We start from the raw sequence: 17,500 nt of genomic DNA, 5'->3' as shown, positions 1-17,500 counted from the left end.
AGAGTCTTGGAGGTAGAGCACTGTTTGGACTAGGGGCCCTCATCGGGTTACCGAATTCAGACAAACTCCGAATGCCAAAGACTTATCCGTGGGAGTCAGACTGCGAGTGATAAGATCCGTAGTCAAAAGGGAAACAGCCCAGACCACCAGCTAAGGTCCCAAAGTATACGTTAAGTGGAAAAGGATGTGGAGTTGCTTAGACAACCAGGATGTTGGCTTAGAAGCAGCCACCATTTAAAGAGTGCGTAATAGCTCACTGGTCGAGTGACTCTGCGCCGAAAATGTACCGGGGCTAAACGTATCACCGAAGCTGTGGATTGACATCAACGATGTCAGTGGTAGGAGAGCGTTCTAAGGGCGTTGAAGCTAGACCGTAAGGACTGGTGGAGCGCTTAGAAGTGAGAATGCCGGTATGAGTAGCGAAAGATGAGTGAGAATCTCATCCACCGAATGCCTAAGGTTTCCTGAGGAAGGCTCGTCCGCTCAGGGTTAGTCGGGACCTAAGCCGAGGCCGAAAGGCGTAGGCGATGGACAACAGGTTGATATTCCTGTACCACCTCTTTATCGTTTGAGTGATGGGGGGACGCAGGAGGATAGGGTAAGCGCGCTGTTGGATATGCGCGTCTAAGCAGTTAGGCTGGTAAGTAGGAAAATCCGCTTACCGTGAAGGCTGAGCTGTGACAGCGAGGGAAATTTAGTACCGAAGTTCCTGATTCCACACTGCCAAGAAAAGCCTCTAGCGAGATAAAAGGTGCCCGTACCGCAAACCGACACAGGTAGGCGAGGAGAGAATCCTAAGGTGAGCGAGAGAACTCTCGTTAAGGAACTCGGCAAAATGACCCCGTAACTTCGGGAGAAGGGGTGCTCTTTGGGGTGAATAGCCTCGAAGAGCCGCAGTGAATAGGCCCAGGCGACTGTTTAGCAAAAACACAGGTCTCTGCGAAGCCGCAAGGCGAAGTATAGGGGCTGACGCCTGCCCGGTGCTGGAAGGTTAAGAGGAGGGGTTAGCGCAAGCGAAGCTCTGAATCGAAGCCCCAGTAAACGGCGGCCGTAACTATAACGGTCCTAAGGTAGCGAAATTCCTTGTCGGGTAAGTTCCGACCCGCACGAAAGGCGTAACGATCTGGGCACTGTCTCAACGAGAGACTCGGTGAAATTATAGTACCTGTGAAGATGCAGGTTACCCGCGACAGGACGGAAAGACCCCGTGGAGCTTTACTGTAGCCTGATATTGAATTTTGGTACAGCTTGTACAGGATAGGTAGGAGCCTGAGAAGCCGGAGCGCTAGCTTCGGTGGAGGCGTCGGTGGGATACTACCCTGGCTGTATTGAAATTCTAACCCGCACCCCTGATCGGGGTGGGAGACAGTGTCAGGTGGGCAGTTTGACTGGGGCGGTCGCCTCCTAAAGAGTAACGGAGGCGCCCAAAGGTTCCCTCAGAATGGTTGGAAATCATTCGTAGAGTGTAAAGGCACAAGGGAGCTTGACTGCGAGACCTACAAGTCGAGCAGGGACGAAAGTCGGGCTTAGTGATCCGGTGGTTCCGCATGGAAGGGCCATCGCTCAACGGATAAAAGCTACCCCGGGGATAACAGGCTTATCTCCCCCAAGAGTCCACATCGACGGGGAGGTTTGGCACCTCGATGTCGGCTCATCGCATCCTGGGGCTGTAGTCGGTCCCAAGGGTTGGGCTGTTCGCCCATTAAAGCGGTACGCGAGCTGGGTTCAGAACGTCGTGAGACAGTTCGGTCCCTATCCGTCGTGGGCGCAGGAAATTTGAGAGGAGCTGTCCTTAGTACGAGAGGACCGGGATGGACGCACCGCTGGTGTACCAGTTGTCTTGCCAAAGGCATCGCTGGGTAGCTATGTGCGGACGGGATAAGTGCTGAAAGCATCTAAGCATGAAGCCCCCCTCAAGATGAGATTTCCCATAGCGTCAAGCTAGTAAGAACCCTGAAAGATGATCAGGTTGATAGGTCAGAGGTGGAAGCATGGCGACATGTGGAGCTGACTGATACTAATCGTTCGAGGACTTAACCAGTTTTAAAGCGAACTTGAGTTTTACCACTTCTTCTGAATTATCTAGTTTTGAGAGAACGATCTCTCTAATTTTATAGTCTGGTAATTAAGGCGAGAAGGTCACACCCGTTCCCATACCGAACACGGAAGTTAAGCTTCTCAGCGCCGATGGTAGTTGGGACACGCGTCCCTGTGAGAGTAGGACGTTGCCAGGCACAACAAAAAAGACAACCTGTAAGGGGTTGTCTTTTTTTGTCTTAAAATCCGGAATAATATTTCGTGGAAAGTAAAAAAGGACATCCTTTATGAATGGTCCTTTTTCACACTGAAATCCCTTTAACGCATTAAGTATTGATATATTAGAAAAGGCCCTTTTTGCATTGTGACGTCAAGAAAGGAGCAAATAAACGGATAATCGTGGTTAGGCATCATTTTGGTCAACTCGCTCCACCATTCTGTTTCATAACGGGCAATCATACTCAGGTTATACAGTAGTAAATAGTGTACCAGCAGCTCAGGAAAGTTTAATAAACTCCCTTTATTAAGTGGCATGGTATACGTTTTTTCCTCTAAATTAAAAGATAACGGCGACATTTCCGAAAGATATTCTTCATTCCGTATAAAAGAGAGCCCTTCACTTGAAAATTCAACTTCCTTCTTAAACTTCGAAACAAAATAATCCTTAAAGCGGTCTTTTGTCATATGAAAATGATCTAAGACTGACTCAGGTATAATCAGCTTTTCATTGAAAGGTCGTAATGTAACAAATGTTTTCTTGCCTTCAAGTAAAAAGAATAAATCATGGAGTTCCGGTATAAGCTGTAGTAATTCCTCCATAATGACTTTTTCCCCTTCCAATTGTTTCATGTGAAACAATTTTTCTGACATGAAGGGGAAAAGTCCATTTTTTTGGAATTTTACTTCGTCCTGAAAGAAAAGATAGTTTTGTTTTTTTCTCTTTCTTGTAGAAACACCATGAGCTAAAACTGCCGTGGTTTCAGGATAAGCAGGATCAATGGTTAAAATACATGCTTTAATTAAATGGACAAGTCCATAAAAGAGTAAGATAGGTTTTAAAATTAGCGGTGCTTTTTCAGCCTGTTCATAATAAATTTTTCCGTGTTCGAGATAATAGAGATAGGCATAGCAGTTTGCATAGCTCTTTTGTTCAAAATTCTCAATATTAAGCTTTTGATAGCTGCTTTTTAAATACCGTTGGCAGTACTCTGCCGAAAAAAAACAAGAGAAGCTTTTCCAATCTTTGTATTGAATAGCCAAGATACTCACCTTTTTCAGAAGAATCAAACTAATATTTATTCCTTGACAGTATTTTGTCCAATTGATAACCTACAAATAATATTTTTTTTCTTGGAAAAGAAGTTTTTATTAGATTACTGTAGTTCTTTATATGGTTTTTGGGGTTGTTGGTGGTATGTACCGCCATTTTAGTTTTATATGGGAGGCCGTTAAAATGTGGGAAAGTAAATTTGTTAAAGAAGGTTTAACGTTTGATGATGTATTATTAATTCCAGGTAAATCTGAGGTATTACCAAGGGATGTCAACCTGCAAGTGGAATTAACCCCGAGTGTAAAGCTTAATATTCCAATTATAAGCGCTGGAATGGACACAGTAACAGAATCAGAAATGGCCATTTCCATTGCCCGCCAAGGCGGCTTAGGAATCATCCACAAAAATATGACCATCGATCAACAAGCTGAGCAGGTTGAAAAAGTAAAGAGGTCTGAAAGTGGAGTTATAACCGATCCTTTTTTTCTTACTCCCGATCACCAAGTATATGATGCAGAGCATTTAATGAGTAAATACCGCATCTCTGGGGTGCCAATTGTTAATAATCTAGAGGATCAAAAGTTAATTGGTATCATCACGAATAGAGACCTTCGCTTCATTTCGGATCAGGATTATTCTTTTAAAATTTCAGACGTAATGACGAAGGAACATCTAGTCACAGCTCCAGTCGGTACAACTTTAAAAGAAGCCGAAAAAATTCTTCAAAAATATAAAATCGAAAAACTTCCACTTGTCAATGAACAGGGCGTTTTAAAAGGCTTAATAACAATTAAAGATATTGAAAAAGTCATTGAGTTTCCAAACTCGGCAAAGGATAAACAAGGCCGTCTATTAGCAGGAGCTGCTGTTGGGGTAACAAAAGATACAATGAAACGTGTCGAAGCACTTGTTGCAGCCAATGTTGATGCAATTGTCCTTGATACCGCTCATGGACATTCAAAAGGCGTTCTTGATATGGTGAAGGAAATAAGAACAGCGTATCCTGATTTGACAATTATTGCTGGTAACGTGGCAACGGCTGAAGCGACTAAAGCTTTAATTGAGGCAGGAACTGACGTGGTTAAAGTAGGAATTGGACCTGGCTCTATTTGTACAACAAGGGTCGTTGCAGGTGTCGGCGTTCCACAAATTACGGCTGTCTATGATTGTGCTGCAGAAGCAATGAAGCACGGGAAGACCATTATTGCTGATGGCGGTATTAAATATTCAGGCGATATCGTAAAGGCGTTAGCTGCAGGCGGCCATGCGGTTATGCTGGGCAGTTTATTGGCTGGCGTAACTGAAAGCCCTGGGGAGACAGAAATCTTCCAAGGACGCCGCTTTAAAGTGTATCGCGGTATGGGCTCGGTTGCGGCAATGGAAAAAGGATCAAAGGATCGTTATTTCCAAGAGGACAATAAAAAGTTTGTGCCAGAAGGTATTGAAGGTCGGATTCCTTATAAAGGACCATTAGCTGAAACCATTTACCAGCTTGTGGGCGGTATACGTGCTGGTATGGGTTATTGTGGTACAAAGGATCTCCATGACCTAAGAATGAATGCACAGTTTATTAGGATGACAGGGGCCGGCTTAAAGGAAAGCCATCCACATGATGTTCAAATTACAAAAGAGGCACCAAACTATTCACTATAGAAACATAAAAGACAGAGAAGCACTTACTTCTCTGTTTTTTAATGTATGATAAGGAAGCATAAAATCCTCGAGAATTGTCCAGTTCCAGCGCCCTAGCGGCTAGTGTCCTTCGCTCTCCGCCCTACGATAAGTCAACATCGAATCGCCTCCGGCTCTTCTTGTTTCCTTTATCTCAGTTGGAGCGCTCCATAAGGAAGGCATCGGCAGCATTGGCATCGCACGAAGGGAAAGCGTAAGCTTTTCCGAGGAGGCCATACGCCGCTGACCAGGGCGCTGACCAGGGCGCTTGCGCTTTTCTTGAGTGAAATTAGACCTAGTAAATTTAATCAAATTCATAAAATATGCCATAAGATGGTGCTATGCTCCGTCTATGATTTACTAGGCAGTTATGTTAAAATAACGAAAGTGTATAAATTGCTTGGAGGGCGTAAATAGTGAACAAACATTTTTATCAGAAATGTATTGCCAGTGCAATGGCAATAATCATGTTTTTTGGCCTTTTTGCGGGTGTCGATAAAGCCCATGCAGAAGCGGCATTAAATGTGAGTGCAGACGGAGCGATATTAGTTGATGGAAAAACTGGTAAGGTTTTATATGAAAAAAATGCTGATAGTGTGCTAGGAATTGCTAGTATGACAAAGATGATGACAGAGTATCTTTTACTAGATGCTATAAAAAACGGTAAAGTGAAATGGGATCAAGAGTATACGGTCAGTGATCTTGTTTATAAAAACTCTCAACATCGTGATCTTTCCAATGTGCCATTACGTGCAGATGGTAAATATAAAATTCGCGAGCTATATGAAGCAATGGCTATTTATTCTGCAAATGGAGCAACCATTGCCATTGCGGAAGTAATTGGCGGTTCAGAAACCAATTTTGTAAAAATGATGAATGCCAAAGCGAAAGAATTAGGTTTAAAAGATTATAAATTTGTAAACTCAACGGGATTAAATAATCGTGATTATCATGGCCAGCATCCTGGGGGAAGCGGGGATGAAGATGAGAACGTGATGTCCGCTCGTGCTGTGGCTAAATTAGCCTTTCATCTCATCAATGATTTTCCAGATGTATTAAAAACGGCTAGTACACCAAGGAAGATTTTTAGAGAAGGTACTGACGATCAAATTAAGATGGATAACTGGAACTGGATGCTTCCAGAATTAACATATGGCTATCAAGGGATGGACGGGCTCAAAACAGGGACAACTGACTTTGCCGGTTATTGTTTTACCGGAACAGCCAGCCGTGATGGAAAAAGATTTATTACCGTCGTTCAAAATGCCAAGGATGCCAGCGGTAAAGGCGGTTATAAAGCCCGCTTTGATGAAACAAGAAAAATGATGGATTATGCGTTCAGTAATTATACGAACGAAGAACTTGTTCCAAAACATTATCAAGTAAAAGGTCATAAAGCCTTGCCTGTTATTAAGGGCAAAGAGGACCAAGTAAAGATTTATACCAAATCTGCTATTAATATGGTTATCCTTAATGGTGAAAAGAAAAACTATAAACCAGTCCTTGTCCTTGATAAAAAGAAAGTCAATAAAAATGGTGAGTTAACAGCCCCTATTAAAAAAGGTGAAAAGGTTGGTTATTTGAAACTAGAACCAAAAAATGGGGAAAAGGTTAGCTTCTTAACAGAAGAAGGTCAGAAAAAGGCACAGGTAGACGTGGTTGCTGCTCAAAATGTAGAAAAAGCCAACTGGTTCGTGTTAATGATGCGTGGTATTGGCAATTTCTTCGGAGATGTTTGGCACGGGATTTCAACAACAGTTAAAGGTTGGTTCTAATCACATCTGTTAAATTTTACCATATGAAAAAGGAAGGATTCTTGTCTTGACAGGAATCCTTTTTTGTTGCTTTAATGATTCTATGGTAAAATAATTCCGATTGATCGCATGGGATTTTTCCTATAGACATTTTTCTTAATATTAAAATAAAGGGGGATTTTAACAAATGAAAACTGGTACTGAAATTGTAAAACGTGGTATGGCAGAAATGCAAAAAGGCGGCGTCATTATGGACGTTGTTAATGCTGAACAAGCAAGAATTGCGGAGGAAGCCGGCGCTGTAGCGGTAATGGCATTAGAGCGTGTTCCTTCTGATATCCGTGCAGCTGGCGGCGTCGCAAGAATGGCTGATCCAAGAATTGTTGAAGAGGTACTAAAGGCTGTTTCAATCCCCGTGATGGCTAAGGCAAGAATTGGTCATATTGTAGAGGCACGTGTGCTTGAAGCTATGGGTGTCGACTATATCGATGAGAGTGAAGTATTAACTCCAGCTGATGAGGAGTATCATTTAAATAAAAAAGAATATACTGTACCGTTCGTATGTGGCTGCCGTGACCTCGGTGAGGCTGCACGCAGGATCGGTGAAGGTGCTTCTATGCTTCGTACAAAAGGGGAGCCAGGAACAGGAAATATCGTCGAGGCTGTCCGTCATATGCGTAAGGTAAATGCTCAGGTCCGTAAAGTGGCAGGCATGCAAGAGGACGAGTTAATGACAGAAGCAAAATTACTTGGCGCACCATACGAATTGCTGCTTGAAATTAAGCGTCTAGGCCGTTTGCCAGTCGTTAATTTTGCCGCCGGCGGTGTAGCAACACCTGCTGATGCAGCGCTTATGATGCAATTAGGAGCAGATGGTGTATTTGTTGGTTCTGGAATTTTTAAATCAGAAAACCCTGCTAAATTTGCTAGAGCAATTGTGGAGGCAACAACCCATTTCCAAGATTATAAATTGATCGCTGAACTTTCTAAGGATCTTGGAACACCAATGAAGGGGATTGAAATCTCATCACTAGCACCTCAAGATCGTATGCAGGAGCGTGGATGGTAAAATGATTAAAATCGGCGTACTCGCTTTGCAGGGAGCTGTCCGTGAACATATTAACTCCTTAGAAGCATGTGGTGTTGAGGCAGTTGCTGTTAAACACAAAGAAGAATTAGAAGATCTTGATGGTCTTATTCTTCCTGGAGGCGAGAGCACTGCAATGCGCCGCTTAATTGACAAATATGATTTTATGGATGCGCTAAAGGCATTTGCGGCCGCAGGAAAACCAATGTTTGGCACATGTGCAGGTCTTATTCTCTTGGCAAAACAACTGGTCGGCTATAATGAGTCACATATTGGTGTGATGGACATTAAGGTGGAACGTAATTCCTTTGGCCGTCAAGTTGATAGCTTTGAGGCTGACCTTGCGATTAAAGATATAGCTGAAAGCTTTCCAGCGGTATTTATTCGTGCGCCGCACATCGTTGAAGCTGGTGAGAATGTAGAAATTTTGTCCAAGCATAATGACCGCATTGTCGCCGCACGGGAAGGACAATTTCTGGGCTGCTCATTCCACCCGGAATTAACCGAAAACCATGCCATTACCGCTTACTTTGTCGAGATGGTGAAGGAAGCAAAAGCAGAACAACTTGTGTAAAGTACGGATAATATGGTTGCATTTGGTTAATAATTATAGTAAATTATAAAGCAAATCCATAATGATAAAGCAATGAGAGGAACAAGTAACAAGAAATTCACTCTTAAAGAGAGCCGATGGATGGTGTGAATCGGTGTGTGATACTTGTGAATCCCTCCTCGAGCAAGGTATGGAACACCTCCATGAGGTAAGTAAGTACTTTCGGTAGAGACCGTTACATTTTTTGAGGTGGACAGTTTTGGCTGTCAACCAGGGTGGTATCGCGAGTAACTCTCGTCCCTGTTTAGGGGCGGGAGTTTATTTTTTTTTAAAAGGAGTGCAAAAAAATGCTAGATATTAAAGTTTTACGAGCTAATTTTGCAGAAGTAAAAGAAAAGCTGCAGCACCGCGGTGAGGATTTATCTGCTTTAGGACAATTTGAGGACCTAGATTTGAAAAGACGAGAGTTAATCGTTGAGACAGAAAAGTTAAAGAGCAGAAAAAATGAAGTTTCCCAGCAAGTAGCGGCATTAAAGCGTGAAAAGCAGGATGCTGATCATTTGATTACTGAAATGCGTGAGGTTGGCGACCAAATTAAGACGCTTGATGACGAACTGCGCGGGGTAGAAGAGACCTTAGAACAGTTATTATTAAGTATTCCAAACATTCCGCATGAAAGTGTACCTATTGGGGAAACAGAAGACGATAATGTGGAAATCAGAAAATGGGGTCAGGTTCGTGAATTTAATTATGAGGCAAAGCCGCACTGGGATCTTGCCACTGAACTAGGAATCCTTGATTTTGAACGGGCTGGAAAGGTTACCGGCAGCCGCTTTGTCTTTTATAAGGGTCTTGGTGCTCGCTTAGAACGTGCCTTGATCAGTTTCATGCTTGACCTTCATGTGGAGGAGCATGGCTACACCGAAATTTTACCGCCATATTTAGTAAATCGCACAAGTATGACAGGTACAGGGCAATTACCGAAGTTTGAAGAAGATGCCTTTTTAGTTGGAAATGAAGATTATTTCCTTATTCCTACGGCTGAGGTGCCTGTAACCAACTATCACCGTGATGAAATTTTGAGCGGTGCTGATCTTCCCATTCGCTTTGCGGCTTATAGTGCATGCTTCCGGTCTGAGGCAGGCTCTGCAGGACGTGATACAAGAGGATTAATTCGTCAGCATCAATTCAATAAAGTCGAGCTTGTTAAGTTTGTGAAGCCAGAGGATTCTTATGAGGAGCTTGAAAAACTAACTCATGATGCGGAGAGGGTCTTACAGATTCTTGAACTGCCTTACCGTGTGTTAAGCATGTGTACGGGCGATCTTGGCTTTACGGCTGCGAAGAAATATGATCTTGAAGTTTGGCTGCCAAGCTATGGCACGTACCGCGAGATTTCTTCTTGCAGTAATTTTGAGTCCTTCCAAGCGAGACGAGCCAATATTCGCTTCCGTCGTGATCCAAAATCGAAACCAGAGCATGTTCATACATTGAATGGATCTGGCCTTGCGATTGGCCGCACTGTCGCCGCAATTTTAGAAAATAACCAGCAGGAAGACGGCAGTGTCGTCATCCCAACGGCGCTGCGTCCGTATATGGGCAATCGTGAAGTTATCAAACCATTGTAAGAAAAGCGCAAGCGCCCTGATCAGCGGCGTATGGCCTGGAGCGCTCCAACTGAGATAAAGGAAACACGAAGAGCCGGAGGCGCATTCGTGCTTGACTTATCGTAGGGCGGAGAGCGAAGGACACTAGCCGCTAGGGCGCTGGAGCTAGACAATTCTCGAAGCCAAAACTTATAAACTCTTATATAGTAAAAAAATAAAATTCCGGACGAAATAATTTTTTGTCCGGAATTTTTAAAAAGATTGGTTGACGCAGTATGAAATATATGATATATTATCACTTGTCGATACGGAGGAATACCCAAGTCTGGCTGAAGGGATCGGTCTTGAAAACCGACAGGCGGGTCATACCGCGCGGGGGTTCGAATCCCTCTTCCTCCTCCATAAACTAAAACAATCGCGCATAAAATACTGGAGATAGAAAGCTCGTTACATTTGTAACGGCTTTTTTTTGCCTGTTATTCAAAACCCCGGGACTGCCATCTATAAGAAAAGCGGAAGCGCCCTGGTCAGCGGCGTATGGCCTCCTCGGAAAAGCTTACGCTTTCCCTTCGTGCGGTGCCAATGCTGCCGATGCCTTCCTTATGGAGCGCTCCAACTGAGATAAAGGAAACAAGAAGAGCCGGAGGCGCATTCGTGCTTGACTTATCGTAGGGCGGAGAGCGAAGGACACTAGCCGATAGGGCGCTGGAGCTGGACAATTTTCGGAGATTTTTATACTTTCTTATCTTATAAAAAGAAAGCACATATTGGATTAACCAATATGTGCTTTTTCTATTTTTAGAATATTATTTAACTTCTCTTCCACAGCACGGCAAACGTTTAGGGCATCGGCCTTACTTTTAACCACGTCTGTGTTGTCCATATCAATGACTAACACTTCACTAGCTGTATATTGATTCATGACCCACTCATCATAGCCCTTCCATACTTCAAAGTAGTACTCTTTCAGTTCAGGGTTGATTTCAAAGCTTCTGCCGCGAGCCATAATACGATCAATGACCGTATCAAAGGATCCTTTTAAGTAAACCATAATATCTGGCGCCTTTTTTGGAAGTTCATTCAGTTCTTCCAACATATTATCAACAAGGTCTTCGTAAATTTTAAATTCCAAGTTGGAGATTCTGCCTAGGTTTTTATTTACATAAGCAAAATACCAGTCTTCATAAATGGAACGGTCTTGAATGGTGTAAATCGGTTCACGCCAATTGATGCATTCTTTCACCGTTTTAAAACGTTTGTTTAGGAAAAATAACTGTAAGAGAAAAGGGATTCTTCTTGCATCCAACTCTTCTGGTGTCAGTTCGTAGTAAAGGGGGAGAATCGGATTATCATCCACCGCTTCGTAAAACACTTTACTTTCAATGCCTTTATTTTTAAAGTGTGCATTTAATGTATCAGCAACACTTGTTTTTCCGAGACCAATCATACCACCTATAACGATACTCACTTACATCCCCCGTTCTATAATATGTTGTTTGACCAGCTGTTCTCTTTTAAAGAAGTTGATAACTTTTGAAAAATATAATTCAAATCCTGCTCGCTTTTTACAAAATCCAACTCATCGCCGCTAAAACGGAGAACAGGGATTTCTGGATGTTCCTTTTCAAAGGTCGCTAAGGTATTTTCATAGTCAATCGATAGTTGTTCTAGATATAGGGGGCTAATATTTTTCTCTACTTCACGCCCTCTAATTCTGATTCTTTTCAATAGGGTATCTAAGCTTGCATTCAAATAAATGATGACATTAGGCTTCGGCATATCTTCAGTCAGAATTTGATAAATCTTTAAGTATTTTTGGTATTCTTCAACGCTTAAAGTCCGCTCGGCAAAAATCAAATTTTTTAGAATATGATAGTCTGCAACAACAGATTGATCCTGGCTTAAGTAATGGGTATTGATATCCCCTAGTTGCTTATATCGATTGCATAGGAAAAACATTTCTGTTTGAAAACTCCATTCCTCTATATTGTCATAGAATTTCCCTAAAAATGGATTTTCATCAACAATCTCTTTTAGTAAGGCAAAATTAAACTGTTTTGAAATGGCTTTTGCGAGAGATGTTTTTCCTACACCAATCGGCCCTTCAACGGTAATAAAGGGTGTATCCCCCATTGCAAGTCCTCCTTCTCCAACTGCCTGCACTTCTATGATTAACCAGTTTGAACCAGATAATTTATTTATAACTTAGGAATTGTCCAGCTCCAGGCCATACGCCGCTGACCAGGGCACTTCCGCTTTTCTTTTAGACACAAAAATTATTTTATCACAATCGTTGCAGGAAGGGACATGGAAAATTTAGAACAAGTAAGTTTTATGTCAAATATATGAAAAAACTGCCGAAAAACGGCAGTTTTTGTTGAATAAATATTTTTACCTATGACATTTGTCCGTTTGTCGTTTTATTAAGTAGAACTTCTTTTGGTTACATTAAAATTGTCCACGATTAACAGCCAGTTTTGCGGAAAGGACAATCCAAGTTTCCAATAGCTCATTCCTCTAAGCTTCAGCTCTTTAATTAAGTCGAATTTTGCTTGGATGGAGCGGGCATCTTCAAACCAGACCTCATGCTGCTTGCCATCGGCAGCCGTATATTTGAAAAATGGAGCTTGTGCCTTTGAATCATATTGAATCGGAACATGATGAGTGGCCGCAAGCTGGATGGCTTGCTGCGGACTCACCGCTTTTGCGACTGTCCCTTGAACAAATGGAAGGGTCCAATCATATCCATAGAGATTTTGACCCATCAAAATTTTATTCGAAGGCATCTCGGTGATCGCATATTCCAAAACATCTCTAACGGAATTAATGGGTGATACGGCCATCGCCGGGCCGCCGCTATACCCCCATTCGTATGTCATAATGACAACAAAGTCCGAGATTTCCCCATGGGTTTTATAATCATGGCCCTCATACCATTTTCCTTGTTGGGTTGCGCTTGTTTTTGGAGCAAGTGCGGTTGACATAAGCCAGCCTTCACTTTTAAACCGTTGCTTTGCCTTCCGTAAAAAGTTATTGTAGGCCTCACGGTCGGCTGGACGGATAAACTCAAAGTCAAAGTGGATATCACGAAATCCATACTTTTTTGCAGTTGCCACGATATTATTGATAAATTTATTCTGAATGGCGATATCGTTTAATAGGATCCGTCCGAGTTCATCGCTAAATTGATCATTTTCTTGATTGTTAATAACCATCATTAGGACATTTCGATTGGCTCTTGCAATGGCAGGGAAATTATTTAATAGAGGCTCCTTCAAGGTTCCGTCACGGCGGGCCTGAAAACTAAAAGGAGCTAAATAGGTAAGATATGGTGCCGCCTCACGGGCACTCGCTTCTAAAGCAGGGGCAACGGTGCTGCCGCGCGGTTCAACATAGGCGTTAAATTCGGCATTTCTTTTTGCAGGTTGAGGAATATAGAGACGGACACCTACATTAAGTGGCTGATTAATGTTAATTCGATTGATGCGGGCAAGCTCCTGAGCGGATGTGCCAAATCTTCTTGCAATAGCGTATAAAGAATCGCCAGCTTGAACGAAGTAAAACTGGCCAATAATCGGAATGATAATTGATTGACCTATCACAAGATTATTTGGATTTGGCAGTTCGTTTGCCTCAACAATGTCTTGAACAGTGGTATGATAGGTCCTCGCAATGGTCGGTAATGTTTCATTGCTTTTTATGACATGGATTTGCATCCAGTATCCCTCCCCTTTTCCAGTACATACGCTGTCACTATTTTATGAGGGAGGGAGTTTTTAAATGATATAATGTTGATAAATTTCATGATTACTTGGCAGGACCTTCGCTTTTAGTACATTTTTCATCATGGTGAGGGCATACTGATTATCCTGTTCATCCGTGGAGGCAATACAATCATCAGGAACGAGCAGCTCATATTCACGCATATATGCATCGTTGGCTGTAAATAACACACAGATATTGCCGGCGATTCCAGTCATAATAAGAGTGTTGACTTTTAGCTGGTGAAGCAGGGTATTTAAAGCTGTTCCATAAAATGCTGAGTGCTTTGGTTTTATTAAAAAGTAATCCTGTTCTTCCGGAAGCAATTGCTCAAAAACGGGCTGACTATATTTATTCCGGCAGAGGTTAATAATTTTATGAAAATCAGCTTGCCATAAATGATAATGATCATTTATAAAAATTACAGGCAGCTTTTGTTGATTAAATTGGTCTTTTAATCGTTTAATTGACTTGGCAATTTTTTCTGCCTTTTGGGCAAGAATGTGGCCATGGGGGAATTCAAAGTTGTTAATCATATCGATAATGAGCAGTGCAGGGCGTGTCTCAGTCATCTCTCTCTCTCCTTTTCGTTTATTTTGAGATAACATAATGTTTTTTATCCTAACTTAACCATAACTAAACACGCGTGAACGTAAAAATGCTTTATTTTTAAAAGGTGGTTTTTCCATGATGCTCGATGAAACCCTAGACGAATATTATATGAAAGAGGCAATAAAAGAAGCGAAAAAGGCGGAGGCGTTAAATGAGGTGCCGATCGGTGCGGTGCTGGTGATGGGAGGAGAAATCATTTCGCGGGCCCATAATTTACGTGAAAGAGACCAAAATGCCCTCGCACACGCAGAACTTCTGGCCATTGATCAAGCATGTCGAGAAACAGGTACATGGCGGCTTGAAGAATCGACCTTATATGTCACGTTAGAGCCTTGTCCGATGTGTTCAGGTGCGATTATTTTATCAAGGGTTAAAAGGGTCGTGTATGGTGCAAGTGACCCCAAGGGCGGGTGCGCCGGAACGCTGATGAATTTATTACAGGACGCACGCTTCAATCATCAATGTGAACTAACTTCGGGCGTGTTAGAAACCGAATGCAGCCAATTACTCTCTGATTTTTTTCGAGGTATAAGGGAAAGAAAAAAGCTGGAGAAACAGCTCAGAAACAAGACAACAACAGAAAATTTACAGTAATTTACAGTTGATAATAATTGCTTTTTTTTGCGAAAGGTTGTATATTAATAAGGCGTCAGATACGACGCGCAACACTTTGGTATCAACTTTGCCGTGCTAGGTGGGGAGGTAGCGGTGCCCTGTACCCGCAATCCGCTCTAGCGGGACTGAATCCCTTCCCGAGGCTGATGACCTGTAGGGTCTGCCTTAAGTAAGTGGTGTTGACGCCCGGGTCCTGCGCAATGGGAATCCATGAACCATGTCAGGTCCGGAAGGAAGCAGCATTAAGTGGACGCTCCCATGTGCCGCAGGGTTGCCTGGGCCGAGCTAACTGCTTAAGTAACGCTTATGGGCGTCAGTCGAAGGAAGGTGCACGGCAGTTACATATTCCTTATAAATTAACTCATCTCAGAATTGAGATGAGTTTTTTTGTGAACTCTTGTAGATACACTTTGTAAAACATAAATTAGATACGTTATAATAGAACAGATGAAAACTTTGAAGGGGGCGATGTCAATTGGCTTATCAAGCTTTATATCGTGTTTGGCGGCCTCAAAACTTTATTGATGTAGTGGGACAAGAACATGTGACGAAGACATTGCAGAACGCCCTGCTTCAACAAAAAACCTCACATGCTTATCTTTTTTCTGGACCTAGAGGAACAGGTAAAACAAGTGCGGCTAAAATATTAGCAAAAGCGATCAATTGTGAGCATGCTCCTGTTTCAGAACCGTGCAATGAGTGTGCCGCATGCCGAGGAATTACAAATGGAACGATTCCAGATGTATTAGAATTTGATGCTGCTTCTAACTCTCGTGTCGAAGAAATGAGAGATGTCCTGGAGAAAGTCAAATTTGCTCCAACGGCTGTGAACTATAAGGTCTACATTATCGACGAAGTGCATATGCTATCGATTAGTGCCTTTAATGCCTTGCTCAAAACATTAGAAGAACCGCCAAAGCATGTCATTTTTATTTTAGCCACTACAGAACCTCACAAAATCCCGCTAACAATTATCTCCAGGTGTCAACGCTTTGATTTTCGACGAATCACTGCAGGGTCGATTGTGAACCGGATGAAATTAATTGTTGAGGAAACAGGCGTTGACTGTGATGACACAGCGCTGCAAATGATTGCTCGTGCAGCAGAAGGCGGTATGCGTGATGCTTTAAGTCTATTGGACCAGGCGATTTCCTACAGCCAGGATCGTGTTACACTTGAAGATGCCTTAACCGTAACAGGGTCAGTATCGCAAGGATTTCTAAATAAATTAGCGAAGGCCTTTCAGGACAAGGATGTTGCCAGTGGGTTAGAGGCACTTGATGAACTTTTGTACCATGGAAAAGATCCAACTCGATTCATCGAGGATTTGATTTTATTTTACCGGGATATGCTGCTGTATAAAACCGCACCAAATCTTGAAGAATCGTTGGAAAGAGTTATGCTTGACGATGAATTTCGCGAGATGGCGGAGACGATTCCAATGGGACAAATTTATCAACTCATTGATCTGTTGAATAAGACTCAGCAGGAAATGCGCTGGACAAATCACCCTAGAATATTTCTTGAAGTCGCAATTGTGAAGCTTTGTCAAATGGAAGGTAAACAAATAGACCAAGCGACGCCTGCACATATGGGAGAATTAATCGCCAGAATTGAGCAGCTTGAGACAGAGTTGGAGCACTTAAAGACAAATGGTGTAATGCCAGCCGCAAAAGAGGCGGCACCACAGTCACAAAAGCCTGCACAACGATCTTCTAAAAAGGTATTCCAACCAGCAGTTGGAAAAATAAATGAAGTATTAAAGCAGGCAACGAAAAATGATCTCAATCTTATTAAAGGGAATTGGGGCGATATGCGGGCGGGTCTGTTGAAATCGCAAGCGGCTTTGTTAAATGATGCCGAGCCGATAGCCGCTTCAGCTACCGCTTTTATTATAAAATTTAAGCATGAAATGATTTGCCAAATGGCTATGAGCCGGACTGATTTTATTGATGCTGTTAGTGCTGCTCTTTATAAATTAACGGGTAAAAAGTTCCTGCTATTGGGTGTCCCTGAAGACCAGTGGCTGCCAATTCGCGAAAGCTTCTTGAACAGTCATCATGGTGAAGAAGGAGAAAATAACGGACCATCGATGGAAGAAGAACCACATATTTTGGAGGCAAAGAAGTTATTTGGTGCTGAATTTGTGGAAATAGTTGATTAAAAAATGGAGGTAGATGTTAATGAACCGTGGTGGAATGGGTAATATGCAAAATATGATGAAGCAAATGCAAAAAATGCAAAAGAAAATGGCTGAAGCACAAGAGGAATTAGGCCAACAAAAAATTGAGGGTACTGCCGGCGGTGGAATGGTGACTGTTGTTGTAACAGGTCATAAAGAAGTGGTTGATGTTCAAATTAAACCAGAAGCAGTCGATCCTGACGATGTCGAAATGCTCCAAGACCTTGTTCTTGCTGCTGTCAACGATGCCCTTAAAAAGGCAGAAGAATTAACAAACAATACAATGGGTCAGTTTACTAAAGGGATGAATTTACCTTTTTAGGAGCCTGATAAATAAAATGTCTAGTAGG

At 42.5% G+C, this 17,500-nt stretch carries 13 protein-coding genes, 1 tRNA gene, 2 rRNA genes, 1 other RNA gene and 1 other annotated feature (1 of these 18 running past the window's edge); of the genes, 12 read left to right on the top strand and 5 right to left on the bottom strand.

Annotated elements, in window-relative coordinates:
- Together AC3ANL_RS26665 and rrf are read left to right on the top strand one after the other, a co-directional pair.
- Positions 1-2,041: ribosomal RNA gene (locus AC3ANL_RS26665) — 23S ribosomal RNA — on the top strand; it begins 895 nt to the left of the window's first position.
- A gap of 76 nt (positions 2,042-2,117) precedes the next feature.
- Positions 2,118-2,234: ribosomal RNA gene (rrf, locus tag AC3ANL_RS26660) — 5S ribosomal RNA — on the top strand.
- A 121-nt stretch (positions 2,235-2,355) separates the two neighbouring features.
- Here the strand turns inward: rrf and AC3ANL_RS26655 are convergent.
- Positions 2,356-3,297 (bottom strand): YaaC family protein, encoded by a 942-nt coding sequence (locus AC3ANL_RS26655; protein WP_488327244.1) that lies wholly within the window; start codon positions 3,295-3,297, stop codon positions 2,356-2,358.
- 193 nt (positions 3,298-3,490) lie between these two features.
- On the opposite strand from AC3ANL_RS26655, the gene guaB reads away from it, so the two are divergent.
- The 6 genes from guaB (at position 3,491) to AC3ANL_RS26625 (ending at position 10,381) form a co-directional block, all read left to right on the top strand.
- The gene (guaB, locus tag AC3ANL_RS26650) at positions 3,491-4,960 is read left to right on the top strand and encodes an IMP dehydrogenase (RefSeq protein WP_488327243.1); all 1,470 of its coding nucleotides are present in this window, start codon (positions 3,491-3,493) and stop codon (positions 4,958-4,960) included.
- Positions 4,961-5,433: 473 nt separating this feature from the next.
- On the top strand, positions 5,434-6,753 hold the full coding sequence (locus AC3ANL_RS26645; protein WP_488329847.1) for a serine hydrolase: 1,320 nt from the start codon (positions 5,434-5,436) through the stop codon (positions 6,751-6,753).
- Positions 6,754-6,919: 166 nt separating this feature from the next.
- Complete coding sequence (pdxS, locus tag AC3ANL_RS26640; protein ID WP_488327242.1) at positions 6,920-7,801, top strand: pyridoxal 5'-phosphate synthase lyase subunit PdxS; 882 nt, start codon at positions 6,920-6,922, stop codon at positions 7,799-7,801.
- A gap of 1 nt (position 7,802) precedes the next feature.
- Positions 7,803-8,393: a pyridoxal 5'-phosphate synthase glutaminase subunit PdxT gene (gene pdxT, locus AC3ANL_RS26635; RefSeq protein WP_488327241.1), complete on the top strand. Its 591-nt coding sequence runs from the start codon at positions 7,803-7,805 to the stop codon at positions 8,391-8,393.
- 63 nt (positions 8,394-8,456) lie between these two features.
- Positions 8,457-8,677, top strand: a binding site (T-box leader).
- A 42-nt stretch (positions 8,678-8,719) separates the two neighbouring features.
- Entirely contained in the window at positions 8,720-10,000 is a 1,281-nt protein-coding gene (gene serS, locus AC3ANL_RS26630; protein WP_488327240.1) for a serine--tRNA ligase, read from the top strand.
- Between the two features lie 288 nt (positions 10,001-10,288).
- Positions 10,289-10,381, top strand: a tRNA-Ser gene (locus AC3ANL_RS26625).
- A 370-nt stretch (positions 10,382-10,751) separates the two neighbouring features.
- Here the strand turns inward: AC3ANL_RS26625 and AC3ANL_RS26620 are convergent.
- The 4 genes from AC3ANL_RS26620 to AC3ANL_RS26605 form a co-directional block, all read right to left on the bottom strand.
- Positions 10,752-11,447 (bottom strand): deoxynucleoside kinase, encoded by a 696-nt coding sequence (locus AC3ANL_RS26620; RefSeq protein WP_488327239.1) that lies wholly within the window; start codon positions 11,445-11,447, stop codon positions 10,752-10,754.
- A gap of 14 nt (positions 11,448-11,461) precedes the next feature.
- Entirely contained in the window at positions 11,462-12,112 is a 651-nt protein-coding gene (locus tag AC3ANL_RS26615) for a deoxynucleoside kinase (RefSeq protein WP_488327238.1), read from the bottom strand.
- A gap of 290 nt (positions 12,113-12,402) precedes the next feature.
- Entirely contained in the window at positions 12,403-13,695 is a 1,293-nt protein-coding gene (locus AC3ANL_RS26610; protein ID WP_488327237.1) for a glycosyl hydrolase family 18 protein, read from the bottom strand.
- 60 nt (positions 13,696-13,755) lie between these two features.
- The gene (locus AC3ANL_RS26605; RefSeq protein ID WP_488327236.1) at positions 13,756-14,313 is read right to left on the bottom strand and encodes a cysteine hydrolase family protein; all 558 of its coding nucleotides are present in this window, start codon (positions 14,311-14,313) and stop codon (positions 13,756-13,758) included.
- Positions 14,314-14,428: 115 nt separating this feature from the next.
- Between AC3ANL_RS26605 and tadA the strand changes: the two genes are divergently transcribed.
- The 4 genes from tadA (at position 14,429) to AC3ANL_RS26585 (ending at position 17,472) form a co-directional block, all read left to right on the top strand.
- Positions 14,429-14,947: a tRNA adenosine(34) deaminase TadA gene (gene tadA / locus AC3ANL_RS26600; protein ID WP_488327235.1), complete on the top strand. Its 519-nt coding sequence runs from the start codon at positions 14,429-14,431 to the stop codon at positions 14,945-14,947.
- Between the two features lie 91 nt (positions 14,948-15,038).
- Positions 15,039-15,303: signal recognition particle sRNA large type (gene ffs, locus AC3ANL_RS26595), an RNA gene on the top strand.
- A 140-nt stretch (positions 15,304-15,443) separates the two neighbouring features.
- Complete coding sequence (gene dnaX / locus AC3ANL_RS26590) at positions 15,444-17,132, top strand: DNA polymerase III subunit gamma/tau (protein WP_488327234.1); 1,689 nt, start codon at positions 15,444-15,446, stop codon at positions 17,130-17,132.
- Between the two features lie 19 nt (positions 17,133-17,151).
- On the top strand, positions 17,152-17,472 hold the full coding sequence (locus tag AC3ANL_RS26585) for a YbaB/EbfC family nucleoid-associated protein (protein ID WP_488327233.1): 321 nt from the start codon (positions 17,152-17,154) through the stop codon (positions 17,470-17,472).
- Positions 17,473-17,500: the final 28 nt, after the last annotated feature.

It is taken from the genome of Neobacillus sp. DHD-1R (assembly GCF_057747995.1).
This window is presented reverse-complemented; position numbering and strand designations above follow the sequence as displayed.